Origin of the sequence: Variovorax paradoxus (genome assembly GCA_016806145.1) — a bacterium.
Classification (GTDB): domain Bacteria; phylum Pseudomonadota; class Gammaproteobacteria; order Burkholderiales; family Burkholderiaceae_C; genus Variovorax.
Map to the genome: position 1 here is coordinate 2,269,346 of CP063167.1, position 16,200 is coordinate 2,285,545.

The following is a 16,200-nucleotide window of genomic DNA, read 5'->3' on the forward strand; positions in this document are numbered from 1 at the left end:
TTGGCGCGCTCAGCGCATCACGAACGGATTGCCCGTCGCCGCGCCGGTGTTGATCCACACCGACTTGGTCTGCAGGTACTCGCGGACCGCGTCGACGCCGTTCTCGCGGCCCAGGCCCGAATCCTTGTAGCCGCCGAACGGGGCCATGAAGCTCACGGCACGGTAGGTGTTGATCCACACCGTGCCGGCCTGCAGCTTCTCCGACATGCGCATCGCGCGGCCGATGTCCTGCGTCCACACCGCCGCGGCGAGGCCGAAGCGCACGTCGTTGGCGATGCGCAGCGCGTCGGCCTCGTCCTCGAAGCGGATCACCGACAGCACGGGGCCGAACACCTCCTCCTGCGCGATGCGCATGTGGTTGCGCACGCCCGTGAAGATGGTGGGCTGCACGAACCAGCCCGTGCCGCATTCGGGCGCCGTGCCCTTGTCGCCCCCCAGCACGGCGGTCGCACCCTCGGCGCGGGCGATGTCGATGTACTCGAGCACCTTGCGGTATTGCGGCGGCGTGGTGATCGGGCCGACCTGGGTGTCGGCGCTCATCGGGTCGCCCATGCGCGCGGTGCGCGCCACCGCCAGCAGGCGTTCGACGAAGGCATCGTGGATGCTGTCCTGCACCAGCAGCCGCGAGCCGGCGATGCAGGTCTGGCCGGTGGCGGCGAAGATGCCCGAGATCGCGCCGAACGCGGCCTGCTCGAGGTCGGCGTCCTCGAACACCACGTTGGGCGACTTGCCGCCGAGTTCCATGGCCGTGTGCTTGAGCAGGCGGCCGGCCTGCTCGTTGATCAGGCGGCCGGTCGCGTCCGAGCCCGTGAAGCTGATCTTGGTCACCAGCGGATGCTCGACCAGCGGCGTGCCGACCTCGGCGCCGAAGCCCGTCACCACGTTGAACACGCCCGCGGGAAAGCCGGCTTCCTCGAACAGCTGCGCGAACTCGAGTGTCGAGGCCGAGGTGAACTCGGAGGGCTTGACCACCACGGTGCAGCCCGCGGCCAGCGCCGGCGCGAGCTTCCAGGCCAGCAGCAGCAGCGGCGAATTCCACGGCGTGATGGCCGCCACCACGCCCACGGGCTCGTGGCGCGTGAAGGCGAAGTAGCCCTTCTTGTCGAGCGGCAGCGTGCTGCCCTGCACCTTGTCGGCCAGGCCGCCGTAGTAATAGAACCACTGCGGGAGGTAGTCGAGCTGGCCGCGCATCTCGGCGAGCAGCTTGCCGTTGTCGCGGACCTCTGTGGCGGCGAGCCGGGCCGCGTCGCGCGCGATCAGGTCGCCGAGCTTGCGCATCAACGCGCCGCGCTGCGTCGCGGTCAGCTCCGACCAGGGACCGACGGTCAGCGCCTGGTGCGCGGCGCGCACGGCGCGGTCGACGTCCTGCGCGTTGCCGCGCGGGATCTGTGCCCAGCGCTCGCCGGTGAAGGGGTTCTGGGTGTCGAACCAGGTGCCGCCGTGCGGCTCGCAGGCCTCGCCGCCGATGTGCAATGAATAGCGTTGCATGGCGCGCCCGTCAGAAAGGCCCGAAGCCCAGCGCGGCGCGGAAGCGGTTCTTGATGTACGAACCATCGCGCGGCGGCAGCGCGCGCGGCGGCTCGTTGGCATCGATGAACACCTGCGCGAAGGTGGTCCGCCGGCGCGCGTTGATGCGCTCGGCCAGGTCCTCGCAGGCCTCGATGCCGTTCACCGAGAACGCATCGGCGATGCCGAAGCCCCTGGCCACCGCCACCAGGTCGGCGCCCAGGCTCGAGTGGCTGCGCTGCATGCCGGTCTCGCCGAAATGGCCGTTGTCCAGCATCACGATGCTGAGGTTCTTCGGCTGCTTGACGCCGATGGTGCCGAGGCTGCCGATGCCCATGAGCTGCTCGCCGTCGCCGGTGATCACGACCACCGACTTGTCGCGCTGCGCCAGCGCCAGGCCCAGCCCCAGCGAGGCGGCGCCGCCCATCGCGCCCCACAGGTAGTAGTTGCGTTCGCGGTCGCCGCTGGCGAACACGTCGTAGGAGGCCGAGCCCAGGCCCGTGACGATCAGGGCATCGGGAATGGCGGCGATCAGCCTTGCCACGAATTCGCGGCGGTCGGCGCGCTGCGCCGGGGTCTTGGTGTTCATCACTTGCGCTCCCACTTCTTGCGGCCGATCAGTTCCTGTCCCAGCAGCACGGCGACCTTCTCGCCGGCCTCGAAGGCGGCATCGAAGCCCGCGCTGACGATCTCCTCGACCTCCTCGGGCTTCGAGGCGCGCAGCACGTGGATGCCCATGAGCTCGAGCGCGGCCTGCGTGGCCTTGCCCATCGGGCCTTGCCAGGGATTGAACTCGGCGTATTCGCCGCGCATGGTCACGAGCGTGAAGAACGGGAAGTCCGCGGCCTGCAGCAGCGAGAACATGTTCACGCAGTTGCCCACGCCGCTGCTCTGCATCAGCAGCACGGCGCGCTGGCCGCCGAGCCAGGCGCCGCTCACCAGCGCCACGCCCTCCTCCTCGGTGGTCAGCACCACGTCCTCGATGTCGGGGTCGGCGATGGCGCTGCGGATCACATGCGAATGGCCGGCGTCGGGCACGTAGGCGATCTGCCGGACGCCGCCCGCCTTGAGCACGCGAAAGGCGGCCTGCTGCCAGTCGGGCGCGGCCTGGGTGGTCTGGTTCATGAATCGGGGTTGGTTGGTGAAGGTGCCAGAAATCATAGAATTTGATGCCTGGGAATGTGAAATAGAAATTCGAGATTCCACGATCACGTTTGCGCATGGAGACAGCCACATGGACCTGAAACAACTGCGCGCCTTTCTCACGGTGGCGGAGACCGGCAACGTCACGCGCGCGGCCGAGGTGTTGCACCTGGTGCAGCCCGCGGTGTCGCGGCAGATCCGCCTGCTCGAGGAGGACATCGGCGCGCCCCTGTTCGAGCGCGAGCGCCATGGCATGGTGCTGACCGACGCGGGGCTGGCGCTCGTCGGCTATGCGCGCCGCGCGCTGCTCGAGCTGGACCGTGCCCGGGCCGAGATCGGCACCGTCGACAACAGCATCGGCGGGCTGGTGACCTTGGGGCTGCTGCCGAGCACCATCGACATCCTTTCGAGCTCGCTGGTGACCGCGCTGGCCAGCGACTACCCGGGCATCCGCGTGCGCATCGCGATGGGCTATGCAGGCACGCTGCTGCGCTGGCTCGAGTCGGGCGAGGTCGATGCCGCGCTGCTCTATGGCGCGGAGCGCTCGCCCAACATCCAGACCACGCCGCTGATCGAGGAGGCGCTGTGGGTCATCGGCCCGAAGAGCAGCAAGCTGCGGCCCGACCGGCCGGTGGCGCTGGCCGAGCTCGCGGGCCACAAGCTGGTGCTGCCGAGCGCGCCGCACGGCATCCGCACGCTGGTCGAGCATGCCTGCGCCGTGGCCCAGGTGACGCTCGACCTGTCGGCCGAGACCAACGCGCTGAGCGTGCAGCGAAGCCTGGTGCTCGGTGGCCATGGCCTGACCATCCTGCCGCCGATCGCGGTCGCGGAGGACCTGCGCACGCAGAAGCTCAGGGGCGCGCCGCTGGCCGATCCCGGCATCAGCCGGACCATCGTGCTGGCCCTGCCCATCAACCGGCCGATCGCGCGGCATGTGCGCTGCGCGGTCGACGTGCTCACGCGGGAGGCGCGGCGCGCGATCGATGCCGGCGCCTGGCCCGAGGGGCGCTGGCTCGGTGCCTGAGGCGGGCTATGCCAGCACGACGCCGCTGATCAGGTTCTCGGCCATCAGGCGGCTCGGCAGGCTGCCCGGCGGTCGGGCCATCTCCTGCAGGAGGCGGCTCCTCAGCGGCGCTTCCAGGCGCACCAGGCGGATCGCCTCGGCCGGGTCCACGGCCTGGAAGCGCAGCCCGTCGCCCGGTCGAAGCTGCGACAGGCCATCGAGGTCGCAGGACAGGACGGTGGCGATCTTCGGATAGCCGCCCGTGGTCTGGTGGTCGGCCAGCAGCACCGAGGCCACGCCGTCGCCACCGACCTGGATCGAGCCGCGCACGATCGGCTCGGAGGGAATGGACAGGGCATCCTTCAAGGCCAGCGTCGGCCCCGCGAGGCGCATGCCCATGCGGTCGCGGGCGGGCGTAACCGAGAAGCCCGCGTCGAGGAACGCAGCCACCGAGGCGGCCTCGAAGCTGTCGGTCTGCGGCCCCAGCACGACGCGCACGAGCTGGCGCGGACCGGCCAGCGCGGGCGCCATGCGGTCTCCCTCGCGCTCGTGCACGACCTGCGTATTGCGCAGCACGATCTCGTCGCCCGGCGCCAGGCTGCCGCCGCCGAGGCCCGAGGTCGAATGCGTGGCGCTGTGGCCGGCCCAGCGTTCGCACACCGGCTCGCCGCTGAAAGCCAGGTAGGCCCAGCTGCCCCAGCGGCCCGGACGGATCGACAGCGTGTCGCCCGCGCGCAGCGTTCGCACGCACCACGAACCCGTCGCCGCGCCCGAATGGCGGACCTGGAACTCGCCGCCGGCGATGCCGCAGCTCACCTCGCCCGCCTCGCACAGCAGCTCCAGCCCGCCCAGCGAGATCTCGATCGCGGTGGCATCCGCCGGGTTGCCGAGCGCGACATGGGCCGCGGCATGCGCGAGCCGGTCCATCGGGCCCGAGGCGGGCACGCCGAAGCGCAGCATGCCCGGTCGGCCGCCGTCCTGGTACGTGACCAGCGGGCCGCAGGCGCGCACGCGCAGCCTGGCCTCAGCCATGGGCTTCGCGCTCCAGCCTTGCCTCGTACTGCGCGCGGTCGATGCGCTTGAAGCGCACGCGGTCGCCCACGCCGAAGAGAAAAGGCGCGCTGTCGTCGCGCGTCAGGATGCGCGTGGGCGAGCGGCCGACGATCGACCAGCCCGTGGGCATCCGCAGCGTGGTGACGAGGCATTGCGGTCCCGCGATCAGCACGCTGCCCGCGGCGATGTCGCGCAGGGCCGAGGGCTTGCGCGGCACCTGGATCTCCGTCGGCACGCCCGACATGTAGGCATAGCCCGGCGCGAAGCCGTACATGCGCACCCGGTAGTCGCCCCGCAGGTGGAGGTCTATCGCCGCGTCGATGCCCAGACCCGAGGCCCGTGCCACCGCTTCGAGGTCGGGCGCGAAGTCGTCGTCGTAGCAGACCTCGACCTCGCGCGCTTCTCCCGCCGGCAGGCCGGCCGGTGGATCGCGTTGCAACTGCTCGGCCGCCTCCCGGATCCGCGCGTGATCGGTGACCAGCGGATCGAAGACGACCAGCAGGCTGACGAAGGCCGGGATGCATTCGAGCAGGCCCTCGGGCGGCGCATGGGCCAGGGCCCGGTCGAGCGCGAGCACGGCGGCGTTGGCCGGGTCGGCGATCGCGTCGCCGAAGGACACCAGCAGCGAGTGGTCCGCGACCGGCGTGTAGCGCGGCCATTCGGGGTTCGGCATCGGCGTCCCTACGGCTGGTCGAGGAACGAGGCCAGCTCGATCCCTTCGGCCGTCAGTCGCTTGCGGATGTGCCGCGCCATCTCGACCGATTCCGCGTTGTCGCCATGGACGCAGACCGAGTCGGCCTTCAACGCGATCGGCGCCGCGCCCTGCACCGGCATCCTTCCGGTTCGCACGAAGCCGATGAGCCGGTCCGCGGCCTCTTCGGCATCGTGCAGCACCGCGCCGGGCTGACCGCGCGGCACCAACTGGCCATTGGGCAGGTAGGCGCGGTCGGCGAAGATCTCCGAGAAGGCGCGCAGCCCCTGCGCGCGCGCGGCCTGCTCGAGGCAGGTGCCCGAGATGGCGAGGATCGCGAGCGCGGCGTCGACCTTCTCGAGCGCGGCGACGATGGCCTGGGCCACGCCCATGTCCGCGGCCGCGAGATTGCCGAGCGCGCCATGCGGCTTGACGTAGCGCACCTCGGTGCCCGCGAGCCTGGCCATCGCCGCGAGCGCGCCGACCTGCGCCGCGACCATGCGGCCGATCTCGGCGGGCGGCATCGGAATCACGCGCCGTCCGAAGCCCTCGCGGTCGTTGTAGCCCGGATGGGCGCCGACCTTCACGCCGCGCTCCGCCGCCAGACGCAGGGTGCGGTACATGGTTTCCGCATCGCCCGCATGGCCGCCGCAGGCGATGTTCGCGCTGGTCACGCAGTCGAGAATCTGCGCGTCGTCGCCCATCGCCCACGGGCCGTAACCCTCGCCCAGGTCGGAATTCAGATCGATCCGCATGGCCCGCTCCTCGCTGCTATTTGGCCGGATGGGGGGTCGCCCGCGTGAGCAGCGTGACGCCCGCGCCCTCGGCGCTGTCGTAGTAGGTGAAGCCCGTGCGGTTCGCGCGGCGCCCGCGCATCAGCACCGGCAGGCCCAGCGCCGTGGCCTGTGCCTGCGCGGCATCGGCGTCGGGCACCTCGAAGCCGACGTGGAACACGCCCTCGCCCTTGCTGTCCAGGTGCAGCCGCTGCGGCGTCGGCTCGTCGCCGGGCTGGCACAACTGGAGCTGCACGGTCGGCAGGTTGCATACGCGGTACTTGAGTGCGAGGAAGCCGGGCTTGCTGGGCGCCTCGAGCTCCTCGTACTCGGCCAGCGGCGGGTATTCGGTCCAGGGGCCGATGCCGATCGACTCGTAGTAGGCCTGCGTCCGGTCGATGTCGTGCACCACGATGCAGAGGTGATGCAGCTTGGCGAAGGGATGCGTCATCGCTCAGCCCTTGACCGGGACCACGTAGTTCAGCACGCGCCGGCCGCCGTCCACGTACATGGTTTCGCCCGTGATGTACGAGGCATCGTCGCTCGCCAGGAAGGCGACGACCGACGCGATCTCGGAGGGCTGGCCGTAGCGGCCCAGCGGCGTGCGCGAGAGGATGGCATGGTTGCCCGCGCTCTGCACGAAGGCGCCGGCCACCATGTCGGTCATGATCGTCCCGGGCCCGACGCCGACCACGCGGATGCCGTGCGGCGCGAAGGCCACGGCCGCGGTCGAGGTCACCTGGTTCATGCCGCCCTTGGAAATCGCGTAGGGCGCGACGTTGGGATTGGCCAGCCCCGAGTTGATCGAGGACATGTTGATGATCACCCCGCCCTTGCCGCGCGCGACCATCTCGCGGCCCGCCGCCTGGGTGCCGTAGAAGGCACCCTTGAGATTGACGTCGAGCACGCGGTCGAGCATCTCCTCGGTGACGTCGAGGAACTCCACCACCGGCGCGATGCCGGCGTTGTTCACCATGATGTCGAGGGTGCCGAAATGCCGGACCGCCGCCTCGACCAGGCCGACTACCTCGCTCTTCTTCGAGACGTCCGCGCGCACCGCGAAGACGTTGGCCGCCGGGCCGATCTCGGCGGCCGTCTTCTCGAGGGTCTGCGCATCGATGTCCGACACGACCACCTTCGCGCCCTCGGCCAGAAGCCGTTCCGCCGTCGCGCGCCCGATGCCGCGCGCGGCGCCCGTCACCACTGCCACCTTGCCTGCCAGTCTCATGGCGATCTCCTTTTCAGTAAACGATGGATTCGAACAAGGGCGTGGCGCTGCGGATGCGCGCCCAGCCCAGGGGACTCATGTCGATGCTGCGGAACGCGCCCGTCGTGATCAGCTCGGCCACGCCGCGGCCGACCGCCGGCGCGTGCATCACGCCATGGCCCGAGAAGCCGGTCGCGAAGATCAGGTTGCCGAGCGCGTCATGCGGACCGACGACGCCGTTGTGGTCGAGCGTGTTGACCTCGTAGTGCCCGGCCCAGGCGCGTTGCAGCCGCAGTTCCTCCATGGCCGGGATGCGCTTGGCGAGCAGGGGCCAGAACAGCGACTCCATCAGGTCGTGGTGCGGCTCGAAGTCGCCGTCGGCATCCCCGTCGATCTCGGCCGGGGGCTGGATGCCGCCGATGAAGCCCTCGCCTTCGGGCCGGACCCAGATGCCGCTCGAATCGAACAGCATCGGCAGCTCGCTCGCCTTGAACGGCGTCTTGAACGAGAACACGGTGCGCTTCTTCGGCACCACCGGCAGCGCGATGTCGAGCAAGGCGGCCAGCCGCCCCGACAGCGCGCCCGCGGCCAGCACGCAGAAGTCGCAGGCGAGCACCTCGCCGTTCGAAAGCTCGACGCCGGTCACGCGCATGCCTTCGGTGCGGAAGCCGCTGGCCGTCGACTCCACGTAGTCCACGCCGAGCCGCCGCGCCGCGCGGCGCACCTCCGACAGCAGGCTCCAGGCATCGAACCAGCCTTCGTGCTGCACGCCCAGCGTTCCGATGCCGACGTCGCCGAAGTCCACGCCCGGATAGCGCGCGGCCAGCTCGCCGGGATCGAGCACCCGGATGTCGGCGCCATGGCTGCGCTGCATCCGCACGGCCTCCAGGCGCTGCGTGACCTGGTCGTGGCCGCCGAGGATCAGGTAGCCGCGCTCGCGGTAGCCGATGTCGGCCTGGTCGCCGAACACGGCCTTGATGTCGCGGAACATCTGGGCGCCGTAGAGGCTCATGCGGATGTTCGCGGCCGTGCCGAACTGGGTGCGTATCGAGGCCGCGGACAGCGCCGTCGACGAGAACTGGTACGAGGCATCCTTCTCGACCACGGTGATCGGTCCCGCGAAGCTGGCCTGGCGCAGCGACCAGGCGCAGAAGCTGCCGATGATGGCGCCGCCGACGATGACGACGCAAGGTGTGTTGGACGAGGACATGCGGGTTTCCTGCACAGGACGGTCAAGCGTTGGCCGACGCCGAGGCCTCGAAGCTCTGGCTGGCGCGCGGATTCCACTGCACGCCCGAGCGCGCGATCACGCCCGGCTTGAGTCGCTGCGATTCGTCGTAGTCGCTCCAGGGATGGAAGAACAGTGGCTCGATGCGGTCGATGCCGCGCAGGCGCTCGGCATGGGCGTCGAGGCAGGCCTGGCGCTCCTGCGGCGACAGACGCGCGGGCATCCAGGCGGCGAAGGGCGGCAGCACGGTGAAGCCGGTATAGGCCAGGATGCCGTTGTGGATCGGCCAGAGCACGTGATGGAGGTCGCCATCGATGCCGTTCGGCTCGTAGAGGGTGGAGGCCGTGCCGGTCGTGATGCTGAGCATCGCGCGCTTGCCCCTGAAATGCCCGGTCTCGTACTTGCGCCCCGCCGAGTAGGCGAAGCCGCGGCTCAGCACGCGATCGACCCAGCCCTTGAGGATGGCGGGCATCGAGAACCACCAGAGCGGAAACTGCAGCAGCACGAAGTCGGCCGCCGCGAGCCTGGCCTGCTCGGCCGCCACCGCGGGGTGCTGCGTGCCGGCCGCGAAGGCATGCTCCTGCTCTTTCGAGAGATCGAGGTAGTCGGCGTCGGCGCGCCCGCCCTCGAAATCGTCGGGGCCCAGCGCCGGGTTCCAGCCCATGCGGTAGAGATCGCTGACGACCACCGAATGGCCCATCTGCTCGAGCTCTCGGACCGCGACGTCCTTCAGTGCGCCGTTGAACGACGCGGGTTCGGGGTGGGCATAAACGATCAGGCAGTTCATGCCGCGAATTCTGAGCGCCGGGCTCAGGCGCAGCTAGAACGTACGGCGCACCGGGTTGCGGTTTTCTGCATAGTCACGGCGCGCGGCGCGGTACTGCGCCGGCGTCATGTTCGTCGCCACCTTGAACTGGCGCGAGAAGGCGCTGTGGTCGGCATAGCCGCAGGCGGCCGACACCTCCGTGATCGAGGCCGGCGTCTCCTCCAGCAGCTGGCAGGCCTTGTCGATGCGCTTCTTCATCAGCAACTGCTTGGGCGTCACGTGGAAGACCTCGAGCACCAGGCGTGCCAGCGTGTCCATCGACACCGAGGCATGGGCGGCCGCCTCGGTGATCAGCACCGGTCCGTCGAGGCCCGCGTCGATGAAATCGAGGAAGCGCCGCAGCCGCCGGTAGCTGTGATGGCGCTCGTTGGGGCGCGGCAGGTCGCGCGACAGCCCGGCCAGGCCGACGATGCGGCCGTCGGCGTCGAGCAGCGGGAACTTGGAGCTCAGGCACCAGTAGCGGTCGCCGCGCCAGGTCTGGTACATGCGCAGCAGCTCGCGCATCGGCCGGCCGCTGTCGATGACCTCGAGGTCCTGCGCCACCGTGCTGAGGCCGCTGGCCGGGAACAGCTGGTCCGCGGTCTTGCCGACCACGCTCTCGCCGTCCTGCAGGCCGGCGCGGTCGATCAGCGTCTGGTTGGCCCAGAGGTAGCGGCCCTGCTGATCCTTGACATAGAACAGCACGTCGGGCAGCCGGTCGAACAGGGTCTCGATCAGCCCCGGCGTGCGCGTGAGCCACGCCTGCACCTGTTCGTCGAGTCGCATCGTGTGTCCCGGCCCGGCGCGGTTCAGGGCGAGGGCCGGAACCGGCTGCCCAGGCTGTAGCGCGAGGCCGGGTTCAGGCAGCGCACCCAGGTCACGGGCACCTCGCGCAGCCAGGTGCGCCGCGTCAGCTGCAGGCAGGGCTCGGTGGGCTTCATCTCGAGGATGCGCGCCTGCTCCGCCGTCGGCATGACGGCATCGACCACGTGCTCGACCAGATCGGCCTGCACCAGCGAGAGCAGGTACTCGCCCGGCGTGATGTCCGAGAAGTCCTGGTCGAGGAAGGCCGGCGCCATCTTCGGGTTGACGTAGCGGTCCTCGAGCTGCACGGGCACGCCGTTCTCGAGGTGCACGCTCTGCAGCCGGAAGATCGACTGCCCCGGCAGCATGTTGAGCCAGGCCGCGATGTCGGGCGCGGCCGCCACGCGCTCGCGCGACAGGCCGCGCCACCGGTGCTCGTGGCCGCGAGCCCGGATCTCGCTCGCGATGTTGGCGATCTGCAGCAAGGTGGACTGCGGCTTCTTCTCCGCCACGAAGGTGCCGACCCCCGCCACGCGCACGATCCGGCCCGCGTTCGCGAGCTCGCGCAGCGCCTTGTTGACGGTCATGCGCGAGACGCCGAACTGCGTGACCAGCTCCAGCTCGGACGGCAGCCGCTGGCCCGGTTGCCAGGTGCCGTCGAGGATGCCCTGCGTCACATGGGCCTTGATTCGCTCGTGCAGGGTCGTCGTCATTCCCTCTAGCATGCCACGGCCGCCCTCGACGGCCGGCGCGTCGGAACGCGGCGGGCGGCCAGTGCCACGGTCGCTCATCTAGATGCGCTTCGCCTCTCGGATGCTGCGCAGGAACGAACGGGTCCGGTCCTGTTGCGGCTCGGCGAAGATCTGCTCGGGCGGCCCCTCCTCGCAGACGACGCCGTCGCACAGGAAGCAGACCTTGGACGAGACCTCGCGCGCGAAGCCCATCTCGTGCGTGGCCAGCAGCATGGTCATGCCCTCGTTGGCGAGGTCGCGCACGATGTTGAGCACCTCCGACACCAGTTCGGGGTCGAGCGCCGAGGTGATCTCGTCGAGCAGCAGCACCATCGGGTCCATGGCCAGCGCGCGCACGATCGCCACGCGCTGCTGCTGGCCGCCCGACATGCGGTCGGGGTATTCCTTCGCCTTGTGCGCGAGGCTGAAGCGCTTGAGCAGCGCCATCGCGCGGTCCTCGGCCTCCGCGCTCGACTGCTTGAGCACCTGGATCGGCGCCAGCGTCACGTTCTGCAGCACGGTCATGTGCGGGAACAGGTTGTAGCCCTGGAACACGATGCCGATGTCGCGCCGCAGCGAGTTGACATCGACGCCCGGCCCGGTGATGCGGTCGCCGTGCACGCGGATCTCGCCCGCGTCGATGGGCTCCAGGCCGTTGATGCAGCGCAGCAGCGTCGACTTGCCGGAGCCCGAGGGGCCGATCAGGCTCACCACCTGGTGCTCCTCGACCGCCATCGCCAGCCGGTTGAGCACCGGCAGCTCGCCGTAGGACTTCGAAATTTCCCTGATCTCGATGAAGGACATGTGTGGGGACTCGGTTATGCGTTGCCAGCGCGCATGCGGGCGCGATCGCGGCGGGCCATGCGCTCCACGAAGCGCGTCTGCGGGATGGAGATGACGATGAAGAGCAGCGCAACGGTGGTCGCGGCCGACAGGTTGTAGTAGTTGGAGGCCACGATCATCGATTGGTTGAAGGAGTCGACCACCCCGACCACGTTGACCAGCGCGGTGTCCTTCTGCAGCGCGATGAAGGCATTGAGCAGCGGCGGAATGATCTGGCGCACGCCCTGGGGCACGACCACGAAGCGCAGCGTCTGCATGTGCGACAGCCCCAGCGACCGCGAAGCGGCCGTCTGGCTCCAGTGCACGCTCTGGATGCCCGCGCGGTAGATCTCGGCCACGTAGGCACCGACCGTCAGGGTCAGCGCGATCACCACATAGGTCGTGAGCGACAGGTCCTTGAGGATGGGCACGCCCGTCAACGGCAGGCCGAAGCCGACCAGGTAGATCACCAGCACCGCGGGGATCGAGCGGAACACGTCGACATAGGCCGTGGCGATGAAGCGCAGCGGCTTGCCGGCGGCCCCGGGCGCGAACATGGCGAGCGCCACGATCAGTCCCCAGACCAGCACCAGCACCTCGGCGATCAGGAAGATCTTCACGTTGACCCAGAACGCATCGAGGACCAGCGGGAAGGTCTTCACGATCAGCGGCACCAGGAAGAAGGTCTTGGCGACCGCCTGGTTGTTGGCCAGCAGGAACTGGAAGCCCAGCACCACGAGGAACTGCGCCAGCGTGTGGCCGAGCGCGATCCAGCTCTGCACGCAGGCGTCGGAGCGCTCGATGCGCGCCGCCACGATGTCCATGCGGCTCGCCGCCGCGCGCACGCCGCGGCAGCGCTGGAAGGCGCGCACGAGCGGCCGGACCACGGCCAGCGACGCGAGCGCCAGGACCCCGGCCCCGGCCGTGATCCACCAGCCACCCCAGGCGCTGCCTCGCAGGGCCTCGCGCAGGGACTGCAGGGTGTACCAGCTGGCCGCGACGACCAGGATCACGCCCGCCAGCGCGAAGAGGAAGAGCATCAGCGGCACCTTCGGCATGCCTCCGATGTTCAGGCGGCGCTCCTGCCCCGCGACGGGCGAAGGCAGGCCGGCGGACTGCTGCGTTGCACTGTTCATGGTCGGATCTCGGTCTCAGGGATTGAAGACGGGCACTTTGGTGGGATCGGCGCCGAGGCTGGGCGTCAGGTACTGGTTCGCCAGGCGCGCGAAGGTGCCGTCGCGCTTCATCTCGTCGATCAGCTTGTTGAAGGTCGCCATGTTCTGCGAGTCCTTGTTGACGAGGCCGCCCCAGCGCTCGCCGGTGTCGTAGCGGCCGACCACCTCGAACAGGCCGTTCGACTGCTTGGCGCGCGCCAGCAGGTTGGGCGTGTCGTAGAGCACGGCATCGACCTGGCCGGCCGCCAGCGCCGCGTACATCGCGGCCGCCTCGGCGAAGACCTTGGGCTGTTCCACCGGCTTGACGTTGTCGGCGAGGTAGCCAAGGATGGTCGTGCCCTGCTTCACGCCGAGGCGCAGCTTCTTGATGCTCTCCTTGTCGACCTTGACGCCGGCCTTCACGAGGATGCCCTGGTCCGAGCTGAAGTACGGCTCGGTGAAGTTCACCACCTTCTTGCGCTCGTCGGTGATGGTGATCTGGCTCAGCGCGATGTCGAAGCCCTGCGCCTGGCCCGTGAGGATCTGCGCGAACGAGCGGTTCACCACCACCACCTTGTCGAGGCCGGCGCGGTAGGCCATGTTGGCGGCCATGCAGTACTCGAAACCGTCCTTGATGGTGTCGATCGAGTCACCGTTCCACCAGCCCGGCGAGGGCAGCACGGGCCGCACGGACAGCGCGCCCGGCACCACGGTCTCGAGCTTCACCGAGCCTCGCTGGCCCGTGACTTCGCACTTGCCGTAGTCCGGTGCCGCGGAAGCCGCGAACGAGGCGGCGCTCACGAGGAGGGCAGCGAGTACCGAGGCGATCGGCCTGGCGTGGGAAGTGGTTCGCTGGCGCTGGGGGGATGTCATGTCGGGGCTCCGTTGGGTTGGTTGGAATCGAGGAAAAAAAGCGGTCCGGGTGGCGAGAGGTGGGGTGTTCAGGGCGTGACTTCGATGCGGTGGTCCTGGATGATTCGGGCCCAGCGGGCGGTCTCCTTGTCGATGCCGGCCTGGAACTCGGCCGAGGACATCGGCAGATAGATCAGCCCCTGCGCGGCCAGCAGCTTCTGGATCTCCGGGGTCTGCGCGGCATCGCCGTAGGCCTTGTACAGCTTCGCGACGATCGCGGCGGGCGTGCGCGCCGGCGCGATCAGCGCATACCAGGACAGCACGGGATCATCGAGCAGGCCGAGCTCCTTGAGCGTCGGCACCTCGGGCAACTGCGCGACGCGCTCGGCCGTGGTGACGGCCAGCGGTCGCAGCTTGCCGGCCTTGATGAAGGGCTGCAGGCTCGACAGCGTGTCGAAGGTGGCGTGCACGTCGCCCGCGATGACCGCGGGCAGCGCCTCGTTGGTGCCCTTGTAGGGCACGTGGACGATCTGGATGCCGGCCTTGGCGTTGACCAGCTCGAAGGTCAGGTGCGCGGGGCTGCCGAGCCCGACCGAGGCGAAGTTGTAGGCGCCGGGCTTCGCGCGCGCCGCCTCGACCAGCTCGCGCGCCGACTTGAACTGCGACGTGACCGGCACCACCAGCACCAGCGGCGAGGCGGCGAACATCGCGATCGGCAGCAGGTCCTTCTTCACGTCGTTGGGCATCTGCTTGTAGAGCACCGGATGGATCGTCAGCGGCCCGAGGTTGCCCATGCCGACGGTGTAGCCGTCGGGCGCGGAGCGCGCCACGTCCGACACGCCGATGCGGCCCGCGGCACCGGGCTTGAAGTCCAGCACCACCGGCTGCCCCAAGACCTGCCCGACGCGGTCGTTGAACGCGCGGGCGATGGTGTCGTTGAGTCCGCCGGGCGGCCAGGGCACGACAAAGCGGATCGGCCGGTTCGGCCAGTCCTGCGCCGAAGCCGTGCCGGCCGTGCAGACCAGGAACGCCACGGCCAGCCATCGCATCCATCGATTCATAGGCACCTCCAGAGAGAACGCACGCAAGTTGCAAAAGGCAGCACCCCCGTTGCAAAGGGAGTCCTGCAGCGAAGCAAGAGAGATCGAAGGCCGGGCCTTGCCGGGCGGCCGGCAGGGCGCGGCGCGGGTTCAGGCCGGCAGCGCCGCCGCCGGCTGCGCGATGCCGCCGTGCGGCTTGCCCGAGCCGACGTCGCCCCACAGCACCGCATGGTCGTCGGGCAGCGCGCGCGAGTTGGGCACCGACAGCCACAGGCGCATGAGCATGCGGTCCTGGCCGGTCTGCACGTTGTCCTTGAAGGCGGTGCGGCCGTGGTAGATCACGTGGTTGTTGAGCAGCTGGATGTCGCCGGGCGCGAAGCGCATCTCGAAGCACTCCTCCTCGGCCACCGCCATCAAAAGCTGGATGGCTTCGTGCTCGGCCTCGCCGAGCTTGCGCACGCCGGGCAGCATCTGCGCGTTCTCGATGTAGGTCAGCGAGAAGTGGCTCGTGAGCTTGCCGTCGCGCACGCCGAAGATCGGCAGGTCGTAGGCCACGTGCTCGCCGCCGGCCTCCTCGCCGAAGCGGCTGCGCGGAATCGCCTGGCACAGCAGCGCATGCAGGTCGGGCCGGCGCTCGAGGATGCGGTTGTAGACGGTCGCGCTGCTCGCGAGCTTGCTGACGCCGCCTTCGGAAGCCTGGCGCACGCACAGCAGCCCGACCACGTCGCAGCGGTCGGTGTGGAAGCGCAGCTGTCCCGGCGACAGCGTGCGAGCGCCCGACGAGAGGAACTGCTTGCCGTGCTCGTCGACGGTCGCGCCGTAGAGCCTGGCGCCGACGCCCATCCCCTCGTCCTTGATCTCGCGCATCACCTCGCCGCGGTAGTTCTGGAACATCGGCGTGCCCAGGTGCGCGCCCAGCGCGTACCAGATGCGGCGCAGCTGCTCCTGCTGGTAGCGCCCCACCTCCAGGCCGCGGATCTTGACCATGCCCGAGCCGTTCTCGAGTTCCTCGCGCACCTCGTCGAAGAAGGGCTTGGCATCGGGCAGCGGGAAGTTCTGGCGGTCGATCCTGCGCCAGTCGAGGCCCTCGGTCTTTTGCAACGCAGTATCGATTTGATCCAGAACGACGGCGGGAAACTGCTTGACCCACCGATCGTTGTGGCCCATCTCGGCACCCGACCAAACGCAGGCGCCGCTCAGATAACTCGACTCGGACATGAACTCTCCAGAAAGATGATTGGGCTTTGTCTACTGATGTATAGACAGGTACAGATGTTAGGCAGCCATCCGCTTCCGACGCAACGGGCGCGAGGGCAAATCAAGGGCAAATACCTACGAATGGCTCCATGATTGAATTCAGGATTGGATCCAATGTGGGGCGCAACGCA

Annotated in this window: 18 protein-coding genes; 1 reads left to right on the forward strand and 17 read right to left on the reverse strand. The window is 69.3% G+C overall.

Annotation, left to right across the window (positions count from 1 at the left end; translation table 11 throughout):
* Window positions 1-9: 9 nt before the first annotated feature.
* Genes INQ48_41680 through INQ48_41690 form a run of 3 tightly spaced genes read right to left on the reverse strand, consistent with a single transcriptional unit; the run spans window position 10 to window position 2,631 of the window.
* The gene (locus tag INQ48_41680) at window positions 10-1,488 is read right to left on the reverse strand and encodes an aldehyde dehydrogenase (GenBank protein ID QRF61870.1); all 1,479 of its coding nucleotides are present in this window, start codon (window positions 1,486-1,488) and stop codon (window positions 10-12) included.
* Window positions 1,489-1,498: 10 nt separating this feature from the next.
* Window positions 1,499-2,095, reverse strand: a complete 597-nt coding sequence (locus INQ48_41685; protein QRF61871.1) for an aldehyde dehydrogenase — start codon at window positions 2,093-2,095, stop codon at window positions 1,499-1,501.
* Entirely contained in the window at window positions 2,095-2,631 is a 537-nt protein-coding gene (locus INQ48_41690; GenBank protein QRF61872.1) for a phosphonopyruvate decarboxylase, read from the reverse strand. The genes INQ48_41685 and INQ48_41690 overlap by 1 nt, the downstream gene beginning before the upstream one ends.
* A gap of 109 nt (window positions 2,632-2,740) precedes the next feature.
* Here INQ48_41690 and INQ48_41695 point away from each other — a divergent pair, with 109 nt between their 5' ends.
* Window positions 2,741-3,673 carry a LysR family transcriptional regulator gene (locus INQ48_41695; protein QRF61873.1) on the forward strand — a complete coding sequence of 311 codons (933 nt, stop codon included), beginning with the start codon at window positions 2,741-2,743 and terminating at the stop codon, window positions 3,671-3,673.
* A 6-nt stretch (window positions 3,674-3,679) separates the two neighbouring features.
* Here the strand turns inward: INQ48_41695 and INQ48_41700 are convergent, their stop codons facing one another.
* The 14 genes from INQ48_41700 to INQ48_41765 form a co-directional block, all read right to left on the reverse strand.
* Window positions 3,680-4,684, reverse strand: a complete 1,005-nt coding sequence (locus INQ48_41700; GenBank protein QRF61874.1) for a biotin-dependent carboxyltransferase family protein — start codon at window positions 4,682-4,684, stop codon at window positions 3,680-3,682.
* A complete protein-coding gene (locus INQ48_41705) occupies window positions 4,677-5,378 on the reverse strand; it encodes an allophanate hydrolase subunit 1 (GenBank protein QRF61875.1) in 702 nt (233 codons plus the stop codon). The genes INQ48_41700 and INQ48_41705 overlap by 8 nt, the downstream gene beginning before the upstream one ends.
* 8 nt (window positions 5,379-5,386) lie before the next feature.
* Window positions 5,387-6,151 carry a LamB/YcsF family protein gene (locus INQ48_41710; protein ID QRF61876.1) on the reverse strand — a complete coding sequence of 255 codons (765 nt, stop codon included), beginning with the start codon at window positions 6,149-6,151 and terminating at the stop codon, window positions 5,387-5,389.
* A 16-nt stretch (window positions 6,152-6,167) separates the two neighbouring features.
* On the reverse strand, window positions 6,168-6,620 hold the full coding sequence (locus tag INQ48_41715) for a VOC family protein (GenBank protein QRF61877.1): 453 nt from the start codon (window positions 6,618-6,620) through the stop codon (window positions 6,168-6,170).
* A 3-nt stretch (window positions 6,621-6,623) separates the two neighbouring features.
* Window positions 6,624-7,397, reverse strand: a complete 774-nt coding sequence (locus INQ48_41720; GenBank protein ID QRF61878.1) for an SDR family oxidoreductase — start codon at window positions 7,395-7,397, stop codon at window positions 6,624-6,626.
* 13 nt (window positions 7,398-7,410) lie between these two features.
* Entirely contained in the window at window positions 7,411-8,586 is a 1,176-nt protein-coding gene (locus INQ48_41725; protein QRF61879.1) for an FAD-binding oxidoreductase, read from the reverse strand.
* 22 nt (window positions 8,587-8,608) lie between these two features.
* Entirely contained in the window at window positions 8,609-9,391 is a 783-nt protein-coding gene (locus tag INQ48_41730) for an NAD(P)H-dependent oxidoreductase (protein QRF61880.1), read from the reverse strand.
* 33 nt (window positions 9,392-9,424) lie between these two features.
* Window positions 9,425-10,195 (reverse strand): AraC family transcriptional regulator, encoded by a 771-nt coding sequence (locus tag INQ48_41735; protein ID QRF61881.1) that lies wholly within the window; start codon window positions 10,193-10,195, stop codon window positions 9,425-9,427.
* Between the two features lie 23 nt (window positions 10,196-10,218).
* The gene (gene hutC / locus INQ48_41740) at window positions 10,219-11,004 is read right to left on the reverse strand and encodes a histidine utilization repressor (GenBank protein QRF61882.1); all 786 of its coding nucleotides are present in this window, start codon (window positions 11,002-11,004) and stop codon (window positions 10,219-10,221) included.
* Window positions 11,005-11,748, reverse strand: a complete 744-nt coding sequence (locus INQ48_41745; GenBank protein ID QRF61883.1) for an amino acid ABC transporter ATP-binding protein — start codon at window positions 11,746-11,748, stop codon at window positions 11,005-11,007.
* A 14-nt stretch (window positions 11,749-11,762) separates the two neighbouring features.
* On the reverse strand, window positions 11,763-12,902 hold the full coding sequence (locus tag INQ48_41750; protein ID QRF61884.1) for an amino acid ABC transporter permease: 1,140 nt from the start codon (window positions 12,900-12,902) through the stop codon (window positions 11,763-11,765).
* Window positions 12,903-12,917: 15 nt separating this feature from the next.
* Complete coding sequence (locus tag INQ48_41755; protein ID QRF61885.1) at window positions 12,918-13,793, reverse strand: amino acid ABC transporter substrate-binding protein; 876 nt, start codon at window positions 13,791-13,793, stop codon at window positions 12,918-12,920.
* A gap of 68 nt (window positions 13,794-13,861) precedes the next feature.
* Window positions 13,862-14,833, reverse strand: a complete 972-nt coding sequence (locus INQ48_41760) for a tripartite tricarboxylate transporter substrate binding protein (GenBank protein ID QRF61886.1) — start codon at window positions 14,831-14,833, stop codon at window positions 13,862-13,864.
* 129 nt (window positions 14,834-14,962) lie between these two features.
* Window positions 14,963-16,030 carry a TauD/TfdA family dioxygenase gene (locus INQ48_41765; protein QRF61887.1) on the reverse strand — a complete coding sequence of 356 codons (1,068 nt, stop codon included), beginning with the start codon at window positions 16,028-16,030 and terminating at the stop codon, window positions 14,963-14,965.
* Between the last annotated feature and the right edge of the window lie 170 nt (window positions 16,031-16,200).

Excerpts from the sequence above, each read along its gene's own strand:
- INQ48_41680 (QRF61870.1), bottom strand. The coding sequence starts at position 1,488 with ATGCAACGCTATTCATTGCACATCGGCGGCGAGGCCTGCGAGCCGCAC.
- INQ48_41685 (QRF61871.1), bottom strand. The coding sequence starts at position 2,095 with ATGAACACCAAGACCCCGGCGCAGCGCGCCGACCGCCGCGAATTCGTG.
- INQ48_41690 (QRF61872.1), bottom strand. The coding sequence starts at position 2,631 with ATGAACCAGACCACCCAGGCCGCGCCCGACTGGCAGCAGGCCGCCTTT.
- INQ48_41695 (QRF61873.1), top strand. The coding sequence starts at position 2,741 with ATGGACCTGAAACAACTGCGCGCCTTTCTCACGGTGGCGGAGACCGGC.
- INQ48_41700 (QRF61874.1), bottom strand. The coding sequence starts at position 4,684 with ATGGCTGAGGCCAGGCTGCGCGTGCGCGCCTGCGGCCCGCTGGTCACG.
- INQ48_41705 (QRF61875.1), bottom strand. The coding sequence starts at position 5,378 with ATGCCGAACCCCGAATGGCCGCGCTACACGCCGGTCGCGGACCACTCG.
- INQ48_41710 (QRF61876.1), bottom strand. The coding sequence starts at position 6,151 with ATGCGGATCGATCTGAATTCCGACCTGGGCGAGGGTTACGGCCCGTGG.
- INQ48_41715 (QRF61877.1), bottom strand. The coding sequence starts at position 6,620 with ATGACGCATCCCTTCGCCAAGCTGCATCACCTCTGCATCGTGGTGCAC.
- INQ48_41720 (QRF61878.1), bottom strand. The coding sequence starts at position 7,397 with ATGAGACTGGCAGGCAAGGTGGCAGTGGTGACGGGCGCCGCGCGCGGC.
- INQ48_41725 (QRF61879.1), bottom strand. The coding sequence starts at position 8,586 with ATGTCCTCGTCCAACACACCTTGCGTCGTCATCGTCGGCGGCGCCATC.
- INQ48_41730 (QRF61880.1), bottom strand. The coding sequence starts at position 9,391 with ATGAACTGCCTGATCGTTTATGCCCACCCCGAACCCGCGTCGTTCAAC.
- INQ48_41735 (QRF61881.1), bottom strand. The coding sequence starts at position 10,195 with ATGCGACTCGACGAACAGGTGCAGGCGTGGCTCACGCGCACGCCGGGG.
- hutC (QRF61882.1), bottom strand. The coding sequence starts at position 11,004 with ATGAGCGACCGTGGCACTGGCCGCCCGCCGCGTTCCGACGCGCCGGCC.
- INQ48_41745 (QRF61883.1), bottom strand. The coding sequence starts at position 11,748 with ATGTCCTTCATCGAGATCAGGGAAATTTCGAAGTCCTACGGCGAGCTG.
- INQ48_41750 (QRF61884.1), bottom strand. The coding sequence starts at position 12,902 with ATGAACAGTGCAACGCAGCAGTCCGCCGGCCTGCCTTCGCCCGTCGCG.
- INQ48_41755 (QRF61885.1), bottom strand. The coding sequence starts at position 13,793 with ATGACATCCCCCCAGCGCCAGCGAACCACTTCCCACGCCAGGCCGATC.
- INQ48_41760 (QRF61886.1), bottom strand. The coding sequence starts at position 14,833 with ATGAATCGATGGATGCGATGGCTGGCCGTGGCGTTCCTGGTCTGCACG.
- INQ48_41765 (QRF61887.1), bottom strand. The coding sequence starts at position 16,030 with ATGTCCGAGTCGAGTTATCTGAGCGGCGCCTGCGTTTGGTCGGGTGCC.